Source organism: Corynebacterium dentalis, assembly GCF_900232865.1.
Taxonomy (GTDB): Bacteria; Actinomycetota; Actinomycetes; order Mycobacteriales; family Mycobacteriaceae; genus Corynebacterium; species Corynebacterium dentalis.
On the sequence record NZ_OCTS01000002.1, the window covers coordinates 236,565 to 249,922 of the forward strand.

The following is a 13,358-nucleotide window of genomic DNA, read 5'->3' on the forward strand; positions in this document are numbered from 1 at the left end:
GTGCTCGCTGCCTTTATCCGTGCGGCCGCTTCGGGCGAGGGGCCTGTAACAAAGTGGATGTACAGTTTTTCTCCCTTGAAGCGGGAGACTCTTTCCGCAGGTCATGTGGCATTCCCGAGATTTTGACGCGGTGGCGTCGAAAAAAGAACATGGGGGTACCTACCTACGGCAAGACCTGACTAGCCTAGCAACCAGCTAAAACATGTCCAAATCCCTGCTCAGAACCATAGAGCTGAAGTGTAAGGTCGGCGCCATGCAGAGCCGACCGACCTCACTAGCCGCACCTGCTGGCCCACGCACTCACTAGCACCTTCTCAACTCTTCCCTAGAGTACTTTGATTAGGCTTACCTTGTTCATATAGGCTTGCTCCCGTTAAGACCACGGAGTTTCACGCGTCAAGGAGGGTGCATGGCTACCTCTACCCCGCATGCGCAATCCCCTTCTCAAACACACCTGGGGTCTCGCGCGGACGCTACTTCGGACGCTTCTGCCAGCACTCCATCAGGCAAACTCCCGCGCCGCCTCGTCGGCCTCGGGGTACTTTTCCTGTTACTTCTCGCCAGCATCGTTGCCAGCATTGTGTTCGGTTCCCGGCAGATCCCTTTCGGAGAAGTGACCGCTGTGTTCCGCGATCTCGGCACGGCGTTCGGCCACGCGGAGGGGCTGAATGTGGATCAGCGTGTGATCGTCGAGCTCCGCATCCCCCGCACCCTGTTGGGCCTAGTCGCCGGTGCTGCCCTCGGCGTCTCCGGCGCATTGATCCAAGGGCACACGCGCAACCCTCTCGCGGACACGGGCATTCTCGGCATCAACTATGGTGCGTCCCTGGCCGTAGTTGCCAGCTTCTCCTTGCTGGGTGTGACGTCCGTGTGGGCTACCAGCATGTGGGCGTTCGGTGGGGCCATCGCTGCTACTGCGTTGGTGTTTAGTTTGGCGTCGATAGGAGGAGGACAGGCCAATCCGATGACGCTGGTCCTCGGCGGTGCGGCTTTGTCTGCGGTCCTCAGCGCCATCATCAGCGGTTTTATCCTCACTGACGATGCCAACCTGGATCGCATGCGCTTCTGGACCGTCGGCTCCATCGCGGGCCGGGATCTCACCGTGTTCTACGGCGTGCTGCCGTTTATCCTGGCGGGCCTCGTGCTGGCGTTCATCACGGCACCGCAGCTGAACCTCCTCAATCTGGGCGATGACATCGCCTCTGGACTGGGCATCAGCACCCAGCGCGCCCGCTTGATCGGCATGGCTCTGATCGCACTGCTGGCGGGTGCCGCGACAGCTGCCGCCGGCCCCATCACCTTCATCGGCCTGGTGGTCCCGCACCTCGTGCGCGCCGTCACGGGCCCTGATTACCGCTGGATCCTCCCCTGCTCTGCCCTGACGGGTGCGGTGATGATGCTGCTCGCAGACGTGGTGGGCCGTCTGATCGCTCGTCCGGGCGAGTTGCAGGTGGGCATCGTCCTCGCGTTCGTGGGCGCGCCGTTCTTCATCGCCCTTATTTATCGACGCCGGGTGGTGGCCATTTAATGAGTTCCCTCCTTGCCCGCCCTACCTCTTCCACTATCCCCGGCCGCCCGCCGTTCCGCGTGGGCCCTTTTTCTGTGGTGTGGCGCCCTCGCGCGTTGACGGTGTCTCTATTGCTGCTCGTGGCGATCGTCTTGCTAGCGGCGGTCTCCATCGGCCTGGGCGACTATCCCGTGTCCCCGGCCCGTGTGCTGGAGGTGCTGTTCACCGGCCACGGCACCCGCATTGAGCGTCTAGTGGTTTTGGATTGGCGCATGCCCCGTGCGCTGACAGCCATTCTGGTGGGCTGTGCGCTGGGATTATCCGGAGCCCTCACTCAGTCCGTGGCCCGCAATGCGCTGGCCAGCCCGGATATCTTGGGCTTCACCACGGGCGCATCTGCGGCCGCGGTCACCGTCATCACTCTGGGTGGTGGCGCTGGTGGTTTCCTCGGCTGGCTCAGCAGCATCGGCATCCCCCTGGCCGCAGTGCTTGGTGCGGCTGTCACCGCAACGGTGATGTGGGCTCTAGCGTGGAGGCGATCTACTGATTCCTTCCGGCTCGTGCTGTTCGGCATCATCATCTCTGCCCTGTTGACCTCGTATATCAACTTCCTGATGATCCGCACGGAATTGCGCGATGCCGCGGCCGCCCAGTTCTGGCTCACTGGCTCCCTGAACACTGCAGACTGGTCCAAGATGTGGCCCGTCGCCATCGTGGTGCTGGTGTTTACCCCCCTGCTGGCCTGGATTGGCCACCAACTTTTGGCCACCCTGTTGGGCTCGGATACTGCTCGGGCTCTGGGACAAAACGTCCAGGGTGTACAAGTGGTGCTGCTCGCCGCTGCCGTGGCTTTGGCAGCGGTGGCGGTGTCTGCCGCTGGCCCCATCGGGTTCGTCGCCTTCGTGGCCCCACAGGTGGCCCTGCGCTTGTGCAACTGCTCTGCACCACCGCTTCTTGCCTCTGCACTGACCGGCGCGGCGCTCCTGCTGCTGGCAGATATCAGCACCCAAACTCTGTTGCCCGTGGAGCTGCCGGTGGGCATTCTCACCTCGGCTATCGGTGGTGCGTTCCTGATTTATTTGCTGGTCCAACGGAATAGGTCAACCACGGCATGAGGAAACACTCAGTACAGATGAACGTCCGCGCCGCGAACAAAGAAGGACACATGACTCAGAAGCACAGCATGAGCGCACGCGGCCTCGCCGTGGGCTACGGCGACCGGACGGTCATCGAAGGCTTGGACGTGGACTTTCCTCGCGGGCAGATCACCACAATCATCGGCCCCAATGGCTGCGGCAAATCCACGTTGTTGCGAGCCATGTCTCGTCTCCTTCCGGCGAATGAGGGCGAAGTGCTGTTAGACGGCGCCGATATCTCATCCATCAGGCGCAAGGACCTCGCACGGACCATCAGCGTGCTGCCACAAACCCCTACCGCCCCGGAGGGACTCAACGTGGCTGATCTCGTCTCGCGCGGTCGGCACCCACACCAATCGTGGATCCGTCAGTGGTCGTCCACGGACGAAGCCGAGGTGCACAAGGCGCTGGAAATGACTGGCTCGATGGGGCTGGCGGAGCGCACCCTGGATTCTCTGTCCGGAGGGCAGCGGCAGCGTGTGTGGATCTCCATGGTTCTTGCGCAGAACACGGACATCCTGTTCCTGGACGAGCCCACCACCTACCTGGATCTGGCCACGTCGGTAGAGATTTTGGAGCTGGTGCAGCGTCTACGCCGAGAGCTGGATCGCACTGTGGTGATGGTGCTGCACGATCTCAACTTGGCTGTACGCTACAGCGATAATCTCGTGGTGATGAAGGATGGACAGGTCCTCGCCACCGGGCGTCCCAGCGAGGTCATTACCCCAGAGCTACTGCTCGAGGCGTTTGCCCTCAATGCGCTGGTCATCGAGGATCCTGTCACCGGCGGTCCGCTGATCGTCCCCAAGTGACGATCGGGGCTTAGTCCTCCATCAGCTCCTGGGCGGGAGTCTTCTTGGACTTCTGCCAGTTGATCATCGCGGAAATCACCACCGGAGTCACAGACACCAGCACGATGACGATGGCGATCATGTCGATGCGATCCGCAATGCCCGGGATATCCCCCAGCAGCACGCCAATGCCGACCATGCTGACAATCCACAGCACTGCACCCGTGACGTTCCATCCCACGAACTTCTTGTACGGCATCTCCGCGGTACCAGCGGCCACGGGAATGTAGGTACGCACGATCGGGATGAAGCGCCCCAGTACCAGAGCCAACGGCCCGTACTTCAGGAAGAAAGCCTCGGCTTGTTCGAGGTGCTCGGTTTTGAGGATCTTGGCGTCGGGCTTAAACAACTTGCGACCAAAACGGTGGCCGAGCCAGAAACCAACCTGGTCGCCCAAGAACGCCGCGACGATGGCCACGCCCACCAGAATCGGAACATTCAGGCCCAACTGATCGCGCAAGATTGCTGCGGTGACCAGCATGGAATCGCCGGGCAGGAACGGGAAAAGCACGCCGGATTCAATAAAGATGATCAGCGCAATGCCTCCGAGCGCCCAGCCGCCAAAGTTCTGCAGCAGTGTGGTGGCGTCCATGAGGTCGCTTAAGTGCACGAAGGAATCCCTTCCAAGAGATAGTTAGAGATTTTAGTTATACCTCTAAGCCATCAGCATTCCTAGCCATGACTACCTATGCCGGGTACTTCTCAGAATTCATGCTGCACATTCCTACTGATTTGACGGATACACACAATCTTCAACTCGCTTCACATTTGCGATCGCTATACCCCCTAGGGTATCAATGTCCTGTACTCGCTACGGCGCGACCCAAACCCAACAGAAGGGACCCCAGAGACAGTGGAACCCGAGAAGCAAAACAGACCTGGCCTTTTAGGCCGCTTGGGCATGTTCACCGCCCGTCGGAAGAAATTCGTCTTCCTCACATGGATCCTGATTCTCGCCGGATTAGGCTCCGCAGCACCGTCTGTTTTCGACGACCTCGCCGGCGCAGGCTGGCAGGCCAATAACTCCGAGTCAGTTCAGGTGCGCGAATTAGCGAAGGAACACTTCGGCGGCAACGCCTCCTCAGCCATTCAGGTCGTCATTCATACGCCAGAAGGTTCCATCACTGATCCGCAGGCACAAGAAACCATCAAGCAAGTCACGTCGACTCTCGATGGAGACGAGCGGATCTCGGCCATCATTCCCCCGCAACAAGGATCATCCATTAGTCCGGATGGGAAAACCGGAATCCTCATCGCAGGCGCCAATGCCAACACAGACGATATGGTTCGCGCCGTAGACGAACACAAGTCTGAATTGACCGCGCTGAGCACACCTGAAGTTGAGGTATATCCAACGGGATCTTCTGCCCTATGGAGCGACTTCAACAAGGCCAATCACGATGCGATGATCAAGGCCGAGATGATGTCTTGGCCAATCACCCTGATCATCCTCATCATCGCCTTCGGATCACTCATCGCCGCAGGCCTGCCTCTGCTGCTAACCATCGCAGGTCTGGTAGCTTCCGCAGGCGGATTGGTACTACTCAACCAGTTCACTCCCATTTCCGTGTGGGCAATGAACTTCGCCATGATGTTCGCCCTTGCCTTGGGCATCGACTACGCCCTGTTCATCGTTGCACGCTTCCGAGACGCGCTAGAGAAAAGCGAAACAGTTGACCGAGCAGTAGCCGAAACCCTAGACACTGCAGGTAAAGCCGTGGTTCTTTCGGGATTCACTGTGCTTATTAGCCTGTCGGCCGTACTGATTGTCCCAGCACCCGCCGTCCGCACGATGGCTATCGGAATCATGTTGGCAGTCACGTTCGTCTTGGCTGCGACCGTCACCCTGCTTCCCGCAGCACTCGCAGGACTGGGCTCCAAGGTCAACGCCGTGGCTCTGCCATTCATGAAGAACCAGCAACACAGGTCTCCCCTCTTCCAGGCGTGGGCGAGCATGCTGCATAAGCGTCCAGTAATTTTCGCGGCCGCAGCAACCCTTGTCCTCCTCATTCTCGCCATTCCAGTGTTCAGTTTGAAGGTAGCTATGCCTTCGATCAGCGTTGTTCCGGAAGACGCTCCGGTTCGCCAGGGCTACGAACAGGTTCAGGAGTCTATGGGTGTGGGGGCACCGGGCATGCTGCAAATCATCGCCGATGAAAGCTCAGAGCAAGAGGTCCGATCAGTCGCACAATCCATCGATGGCATTGCGATGGTCACCCCTGCCCAACCGTCCACCGACGGTTCTGAACTCATCAGCCTCAACGCAGTTCCTGAAGTGGATCCTTCCGATGAGAAGATGTCGCAAATCCTGACCGACCTCCGCACTGACCTGCCGGACAACGCTCACGTTGGTGGCGCACCTGCAGAAAATCTCGACCTTCAGCAAGCGCTGAATGACTACCTCCCCATTGTGGTGGGCATCATTCTCCTGCTCGGATTCCTTCTCCTGTTGCTGAGCCTGCAAGCTCCAGTTGTGGCACTGATGGGCACGCTCGTCAGTCTTCTATCGACTGGAGCTGCCTTCGGTGTTGCACAGCTGATCTTCCAAGAAGGCCATCTCTCCGGTCTGCTCAACTTCAATCCGCAAGGATTCCTCAACGGTTGGGGCCCAGTATTCTTCTTTGCCATGATTTTCGCGATCGCCATGGACTACACAGTTTTCCTGCTTGCCACCGCTAAGGAACACCACGAGAAGACTCAGTCATCCAAGCACGCGGTGATCGAAGGCATGGCGCACTCAGGACGAATCATCTTCGCCGCCGCCGCTGTCATGGTCGCTGTGTTCTTCACATTCTCTCTGGCAGACCCACTACCGCCCAAGGAAATGGGAATCATCCTGGGCGTGGCTGTATTGCTGGACGCATTCCTGGTGCGCCTGATTCTGTTGCCAGCCCTACTGAGCCAGGTAGGAGACCTAGCTTGGTGGTCACCGCGATGGCTAAAGCGGATGCTGCCGAGCATCTCTTTCTCCCACTAACTTCACTTCTTCACCCCAACGGCAGAGATGCCCGCCCGGAAGTAAATTCCCGGACGGGCATCTCTGCGTTTGCTCAACCTGCGGCTCTATCCATGACTGCGACGGCGCAACATCATGATCGTTGCACCACTAATGATCAAAGCGAGCGCAATCAGCAGGGACGTTCGCACTTCAACTCCCGTATTCGCCAGCGCCGGCTCATTATTCACTGGCGTAGTTGCATCAGACACACCTGCAGCAGCTGGTGCTGTAGGCGCTACGGTGCTGTGCCCAAGAACTGCAGTCTCTTCCGGCTGGACAGATGACTCAGGCTGATCACCACTGGCTGGCTCATCCACAGATGGCACCTCAGATGCGGTGGTCTCATCGGAAGGGTTGTCCGGTTCTGAATCCTTTGGCTCTTCAGTCTCCGGTTTGGTCTCTTCTGGTTCAGTGGACTCTGGATCAGCTGGTTCAGGTTCCGGCTCTACCAATTCCGGACATTCTGAATCGGGGTACGTGCCGGTCAGTGCCGCAGCGGTGACAAACTGATCAGTTTTCACAAAATTGGCAGCATTAGAGGTGATAACGACCTGAAAGACCGTGCCGTGCATCGCCTCGAGATTTCCGATGTTTGCGGTGATGGTGCCATCGCCGTTATCCACGAGTTGGCTCGGGTCCATTGCCTCCCATGTGTAGTCCCCATAGGTTCCTCCCCACGCACCAATTTTGGTGTTTACGCTCTGCACGTCCAGTGAAATGCTGTAATCGCTGAGATTACTTCGAACCTGCTCCGGCAGAGTGAACGTGGCCTGCACATTCGACATTGGCTTTTCCGAGGCAATGACTGGCCGCCATACCTGCTTCGTGTCGTCCAGGTAGAAGTGAGTCAGTTCCAAATACCCAGGGTGACCATAGGCAGGATTCACCTCTTGGATGTACCCTCCATTGGTGAAAGCGCCATTACCACCCGGCATAGGATTGCCGTCCAAATCAACCATCAAACCGGGATAGTTTGGATCGTCATTCGTAAGGTCGGAATCGATGACTGATGCCGCCACCCAACTCACGGAGCATGAGTTCGATGGCGTCATAACCCCTGAAGTGATACCTAGGTTCGTCGCAGATGCGGTGGGGACCACGATTGCGAGGCTGGTTAAGGCCGCGGCCCCTATGGCTGCGCACTTCCTGCTGAGCCGAGTCGACTTGGCCGTCTTACTATCGTTCATTCACTTTTCAGTTTCGGTGAAATTATGCTCTCATGCATAATTATAAGAATATTTCAATAGTAGAATTACTCTATTCTTATGAAGGCGCCGCATGCGAGCAGCCCAACGGGTGTGACTTATACGGGTCGCCCTACCCCCTACCCCGCGTTACAACATCCCCGGCACACGTAATGAAGGCGGAGTAGCTGAACAACAGCCACCTGAACAAAAAATCCCACCGTCCTGACATTTTCGTTCAGGCCGGTGGGATAGTGCGTTCAAACAGAAGCGGGAATTACTCGCCGGAGTTCTGCTTGGACTTGAATGGGAAGCCCAGCTCGCGGAGCAGGGCGCGTCCCTCATCATCGTTGGTCGCGGTGGTGACCACGGTGATGTTCATACCGCGTGGACGGTCAATCTTGTCTACGTCGATTTCGTAGAACATAGACTGCTCGTTCAGGCCGAAGGTGTAGTTACCGTGGCCATCGAACTGCTGGTCAGACAGGCCGCGGAAGTCACGAATACGTGGCAGCGCGACGGTCAGCAGACGGTCCAGGAACTCCCACATGCGGTCGCCGCGCAGGGTAACGCGGGCGCCGATGGGCATGCCTTCGCGGAGCTTGAAGTTAGCGATAGCCTTCTTCGCAACGCGGATCTGTGGCTTCTGACCGGTGATCAGGGTGAGATCTTCGATCGCACCGTTGATCAACTTGGAATCGCGGGCAGCGTCGCCGACACCCATGTTGACGACCACCTTGGTGACGCCTGGGATCTGCATAACGTTGTCGTAGTTGAACTCAGAGTTCAGCTTCTCGCGGATCTCTGCACGGTACTCGGACTTGAGGCGTGGAGTGTAGTTTTCGCTCATCGTTAGATGTCCTTCCCGTTGCGCTTGGAGACGCGGATCTTCTTGCCGTTCTCATCGAAGCGGTAGCCAACGCGGGTTGGGTTTCCATCAGCATCTACGACCATCACGTTGGACACGTGGATCGGCGCTTCCTGGGTAACGATGCCACCGGACTCGGCGCCACGCTCTGGGGCGGAGTTAGCAACGTGCTTCTTGATGCGGTTTACGCCCTCAACGAGGACCTTCTCCTGTGCTGGGTAGGCCTCAATGACCTTGCCCTTCGCGCCCTTGTCTGGGCCGGAGATCACGATGACGGTATCGCCCTTACGGATCTTCATTTACAGCACCTCCGGAGCGAGAGAAACGATCTTCATGAACTTCTTCTCGCGAAGCTCGCGAGCCACTGGGCCGAAGATACGGGTACCGCGTGGGTCATTGTCGTTTGCCTTGATGATGACGGCGGCGTTCTCGTCGAACTTGATGTAGGAGCCGTCTGCGCGACGGGTTTCCTTCTTAGCGCGAACGATTACGGCCTTGACGACCTCACCGGACTTAACAGTGCCACCTGGGGTGGCTTCCTTAACGGTTGCAACGACGATGTCGCCGATGCCACCGGAGCGTCGGGTGGAGCCACCGAGAACGCGGATGACCAGGATTTCCCGGGCACCGGTGTTATCGGCGACTCGCAGACGCGATTCTTGCTGAATCACTTTGAGTCTCCTCGTAGACCTAGATTGCTTAATGTGCGTGGGATTACCGACCCTCGCGCACGTGGTCCGTGCCTTGTTCTATGTTGGTCGACGTGTGTTTCTCGTCGACGCCAGGGTGAACCTGATCCACTCTTCTCAGAGCGGATACGGGGTTCCCCCTGGATGTACGCCAGAACTGGCAACCTCCGAATTATTCCATGCTTGGGCGCTGATTCCAAAAGCCGCTTGCATATGGACTTTCCTGTTCGTGCTACCGCGTCCGAAGGCCAGGAACTTCGCCCTCCAAAACATAAGTAAATATTATTAATAAGGGCTTAGATCTCCCTTATTTTTTCTTAAACCTCTGGGAATGTTCAACAAAATCGCTGCAAAATTCTTGTGTGATATGGCGCACATTTCCCCGATTTCACCTAGCGAAACCCCGTTAGGTCACGCTAAATTCGTCGTTGTACACACGGCAAGCAATCAAGAAGGTCAATTTTAGATTCATAACGTTTGCCTATTGACAAGCTCAAGACAAAAGGAGTCCTTTCATGAAGCTTAAGAAGTCCCTCGTCACCCTGACCGCCGCTACCGCCGTCGCCCTGGCTGGAGTTCCAGCTGCACAGGCACAGGACGCTCCAACCGAGCCAGCCGCTACCTCTGAGGCTCCAGCCGGCTCCACCGCTGCAGACAACGGCACCGAGACCGGCACCGAGGAAGACGCCACCTCCGGCTCCTCCGAGGAGTCCGGTGCACTGGAGTCCTCCGAGAACCCAGAGCTGCAGGAGTCCGTGAACGGCTCCTTCGGCTGGGATGAGGAGACCACCGGCTTCGACAAGTTCCTGACCATCCTGGACGGAATCGTCAAGGTTGCTAAGACCATCGCCGGCATCCCAGACCTGTCTGCTCTGAGCAGCTAGTAAATAGCGCGCGCTACCGCGCATCTAGCTACAGCGCGCATAGCTTCTTTCACCGTTGGGCACTCGCAATGTTGCGAGTGCCCAACGATCCCCCGGAAGTGCCACACGATTTACGTTTCCGCAGGTCGCAGATTGAGGCATGACACTTCCGGGGGATCATTGTGCATATCGGACCAGGAAAATAGCCAAAGCAACAATGGATAGCGCACTTCGCTAGGGAGCGGCGCATTTTATTAACGTTCGCAAACTAAACTTATTTCCATAAGGAAAGACAGAGACTTCCCTGCGCTGCGCTTACTTTTCCATAACCTCAGGGGTGGATTTTTTAAAACTTTTTTCAGCCCTCAACTGGACATGATCGCTGCTCAGCGCGGTAGCGTTACATAAATACTTGAATTTTTACACTTTTCTTAACTTCTAGCGGATGCCGGTTGTTTTGCGCCGTGTTAGATTCTCCTCGTAACGAGGTCTGCGCCCCGAAATCCCCTGCGCATTGCCTCCATCTGACACTCGAGAAAGAGAAGAATCATGAAGCTCAAGAAGTCCCTCATGGCCATCACCACCGCTACCGCTGTCGCCATCTCCGGCACCGCAGTTGCTTCCGCTCAGGACACCACCGGCTCCCTGGAGAACATCACCGAAGGCGGCCTGACCGGTTCCATCGGCGGCAACGAAGAGACCACCGATCCCGCAACCGGCGAGGGCACCGAGACTCCAGCTCCAGGCACCGAAGAGGGCGAAGCTACCGGTTCCGCAGACTTCTTCGGCTGGGACGAAGAGACCTCTGGCCTCGACAAGCTCGAGACCATTTCTACTGTTTTCGGTGTCATTGTGACCGTCGTCGGCGGCATCGCCACCCTGGTTGGCGCTGTCATGAAGATCAACGACATGCTGGCTCCAAAGAACTAAGTCTTAATCTTCTTGGTTCTTTAAAACCGCACGTAAGAGCCGCCCCGCTTCCCTTTCGGGAAGTGCAGGGCGGCTCTTCTGCTTTCTCACTTAAACCAGTGAGAGAAAGACCCTAAGCCTCGCCGATTGCGGCGAGTGCGTCGCGCATCAGTTCAGCTGCCTGCGTTGGGGTCTTGCCCACGCGCACGCCAGCTTCTTCCAGTGCTTCCTTCTTGGCCTCCGCGGTGCCGGAAGAACCGCTGACGATGGCTCCCGCGTGACCCATCGTCTTACCCTCCGGAGCGGTGAATCCGGCGATGTAGCCCACCACTGGCTTGGTGACATTTTCCGCGATGTACTTGGCCGCGTACTCCTCCGCGTCGCCACCAATTTCACCAATCATGATGATCGCCTTGGTCTCCGGATCATTCTGGAAAGCCTCGATCGCAGCAATGTGGGTAGTGCCGATGATCGGATCTCCACCAATACCGATGCAGCTGGTGAATCCCAGGTCAGACAGCTCGTGCATCACCTGATAGGTCAAGGTACCGGACTTAGACACCAGCCCGATCTTGCCAGGCTTGCCCGCGGACTCCGCTGGGATGATGCCAGCATTGGACTGTCCCGGAGAGATGATTCCCGGGCAGTTCGGGCCGATGATGCGGGTATTGGACTCCTTGGCCAGAGCAAAGAACTCGGCAGTATCCTTCACCGGAACACCCTCGGTGATCACCACGGCCAGTGGAATGTTCGCCTTGATGGCTTCCTCGGCCGCCGCCTTGGTGAACTTGGCTGGCACGAAGATCACGGAGACGTTGGCATCCGTCGCCTTCATCGCTTCGCGCACAGAGCCGAACACAGGGATCTCTTCGCCACCGTCGAAAGTGACCGTCTCGCCCGCCTTTTTAGGGTTTACGCCACCGACGATGTTCGAACCGGAGTTCAGCATGCGCTGCGTATGCTTCATGCCCTCCGAGCCGGTCATGCCTTGGACAATGATCTTGGAATCGCTATCGAGAAAAATAGCCATTTTCTTTCGTCCTCTTCCTTTTACTATCCGTGGCGTTTAGTTGTTATGACCGGCCTGGGAGGCCAGCTCGGCGGCAGTGCGGGCAGCGTCATCCATGGTGTCTTCCCGCTGCAGCCCGGGCAGGTTGGCGTCATCCAAAATCTTCCGGCCCTCCTCCGCATTGTTGCCATCCAAACGGACGACGAGCGGCTTCGGCTCAATGCCATCAGACTCAAGAATGCGGTAGGCCTGCACGATTCCCTTGGCGACCTCGTCACACGCGGTGATGCCACCGAAGACGTTGACGAAAACCGACTTGACCTGGGAATCGCCCAAGATGACTTCCAGACCATTCGCCATGACCTCGGCATTGGCACCGCCGCCGATGTCTAGGAAGTTGGCGGGCTTCGGGGAGCCGGCGAACTCTTCACCGGCATAAGCAACCACGTCCAGCGTGGACATCACCAGACCGGCACCGTTGCCGATCACGCCTACGTCGCCATCCAGCTTCACGTAGTTCAGGCCCATCTTCTGCGCCTTGAGCTCCAGTGGGTCCGCTGCGCTGTGGTCTTCCAGCTCTGCGTGCTCTGGGTGACGGAAGCTAGCGTTGCCATCCAAAGACATCTTGCCGTCCAGGGCCAGGATCTCTCCCGACTTTGTCTTGACCAGTGGGTTGACCTCTACCAGGGTGGCATCCTCGCCGGTGTAGGCCTCGTACAGCTTTTTGAATACGGGGATGAGCTTCTTGACGTCATCCTCTGGGAATCCCGCTTCCTCAGCCATCTCGCGGGCCAACGTGTCGGTCATCCCATCCAGCGGGGAGAAGTTGCGTCGAATAAGAGCTTCCGGACGCTCTTCGGCCAGCTTCTCGATCTCCACACCACCCTCACGGGACAACATCGCGAGGTAACGACGCTTGGTGCGGTCCAGCAGGATGGAGAAGTAGTACTCTTCGGCGATATCCGCCCCCTCGGCCACCATCACCCGGCGCACGGTATGACCCTTGATGTTCAAACCAAGGATCGCATCCGCAGCTTCGGAGGCTTCCTGTGGGGAATGAGCCAGTTTCACACCTCCGGCCTTGCCTCGGCCACCCACCTTGACCTGGGCTTTAACCACCACAGTGCCGCCGAGCTTGGCAGCTGCTTGCTCAGCCTGTGCGGGGGAAGTGGCAACGATGCCTTTAAGAACAGGCACGCCGTACTTTTCGAAAAGATCTCGAGCTTGGTACTCGTAAAGATCCACGTGAATTCTCCATTCGGTCTTCTTTGTGTGAAAGATCGGGACGTGCGGCCAGCTCACGAGTGTGCTCATTGACTAGCAACAGCAAGTGCATGAGCTTCC

General features: G+C 57.8%; 13 protein-coding genes. 6 read left to right on the plus strand and 7 right to left on the minus strand.

Annotated elements, in window-relative coordinates:
- Window positions 1–409: 409 nt before the first annotated feature.
- The 3 genes from CS919_RS02695 to CS919_RS02705 are packed head-to-tail and all read left to right on the plus strand — an operon-like array spanning window position 410 to window position 3,455.
- Complete coding sequence (locus CS919_RS02695; RefSeq protein ID WP_099297949.1) at window positions 410–1,528, plus strand: FecCD family ABC transporter permease; 1,119 nt, start codon at window positions 410–412, stop codon at window positions 1,526–1,528.
- The gene (locus tag CS919_RS02700; RefSeq protein WP_099297950.1) at window positions 1,528–2,622 is read left to right on the plus strand and encodes a FecCD family ABC transporter permease; all 1,095 of its coding nucleotides are present in this window, start codon (window positions 1,528–1,530) and stop codon (window positions 2,620–2,622) included. Before CS919_RS02695 ends, CS919_RS02700 begins: the two co-directional genes overlap by 1 nt.
- A 50-nt stretch (window positions 2,623–2,672) precedes the next feature.
- On the plus strand, window positions 2,673–3,455 hold the full coding sequence (locus CS919_RS02705; protein WP_019176090.1) for an ABC transporter ATP-binding protein: 783 nt from the start codon (window positions 2,673–2,675) through the stop codon (window positions 3,453–3,455).
- Window positions 3,456–3,465: 10 nt separating this feature from the next.
- Here CS919_RS02705 and CS919_RS02710 read toward each other — a convergent pair whose 3' ends face one another.
- A complete protein-coding gene (locus CS919_RS02710; protein ID WP_200818327.1) occupies window positions 3,466–4,104 on the minus strand; it encodes a DedA family protein in 639 nt (212 codons plus the stop codon).
- 291 nt (window positions 4,105–4,395) lie between these two features.
- Here CS919_RS02710 and CS919_RS02715 point away from each other — a divergent pair, with 291 nt between their 5' ends.
- Window positions 4,396–6,471: an MMPL family transporter gene (locus CS919_RS02715; protein ID WP_099297953.1), complete on the plus strand. Its 2,076-nt coding sequence runs from the start codon at window positions 4,396–4,398 to the stop codon at window positions 6,469–6,471.
- Between the two features lie 86 nt (window positions 6,472–6,557).
- On the opposite strand, the gene CS919_RS02720 is transcribed toward CS919_RS02715, so the two are convergent.
- The 4 genes from CS919_RS02720 to rplN form a co-directional block, all read right to left on the minus strand.
- Window positions 6,558–7,544: a hypothetical protein gene (locus CS919_RS02720; protein WP_143341743.1), complete on the minus strand. Its 987-nt coding sequence runs from the start codon at window positions 7,542–7,544 to the stop codon at window positions 6,558–6,560.
- Window positions 7,545–7,953: 409 nt separating this feature from the next.
- A complete protein-coding gene (rplE, locus tag CS919_RS02730) occupies window positions 7,954–8,526 on the minus strand; it encodes a 50S ribosomal protein L5 (RefSeq protein WP_099297956.1) in 573 nt (190 codons plus the stop codon).
- A 2-nt stretch (window positions 8,527–8,528) separates the two neighbouring features.
- Window positions 8,529–8,843: a 50S ribosomal protein L24 gene (gene rplX / locus CS919_RS02735; protein WP_099297957.1), complete on the minus strand. Its 315-nt coding sequence runs from the start codon at window positions 8,841–8,843 to the stop codon at window positions 8,529–8,531.
- Window positions 8,844–9,215: a 50S ribosomal protein L14 gene (gene rplN / locus CS919_RS02740; protein ID WP_099297958.1), complete on the minus strand. Its 372-nt coding sequence runs from the start codon at window positions 9,213–9,215 to the stop codon at window positions 8,844–8,846.
- A 533-nt stretch (window positions 9,216–9,748) separates the two neighbouring features.
- Between rplN and CS919_RS02745 the strand changes: the two genes are divergently transcribed.
- A complete protein-coding gene (locus CS919_RS02745; RefSeq protein WP_099297959.1) occupies window positions 9,749–10,117 on the plus strand; it encodes a hypothetical protein in 369 nt (122 codons plus the stop codon).
- A 528-nt stretch (window positions 10,118–10,645) separates the two neighbouring features.
- A complete protein-coding gene (locus CS919_RS02750) occupies window positions 10,646–11,026 on the plus strand; it encodes a hypothetical protein (RefSeq protein ID WP_143341744.1) in 381 nt (126 codons plus the stop codon).
- Between the two features lie 112 nt (window positions 11,027–11,138).
- Here the strand turns inward: CS919_RS02750 and sucD are convergent, their stop codons facing one another.
- Entirely contained in the window at window positions 11,139–12,035 is an 897-nt protein-coding gene (gene sucD / locus CS919_RS02755) for a succinate--CoA ligase subunit alpha (protein ID WP_099297961.1), read from the minus strand.
- A gap of 36 nt (window positions 12,036–12,071) precedes the next feature.
- Complete coding sequence (gene sucC, locus CS919_RS02760; protein ID WP_194187177.1) at window positions 12,072–13,259, minus strand: ADP-forming succinate--CoA ligase subunit beta; 1,188 nt, start codon at window positions 13,257–13,259, stop codon at window positions 12,072–12,074.
- Window positions 13,260–13,358: the final 99 nt, after the last annotated feature.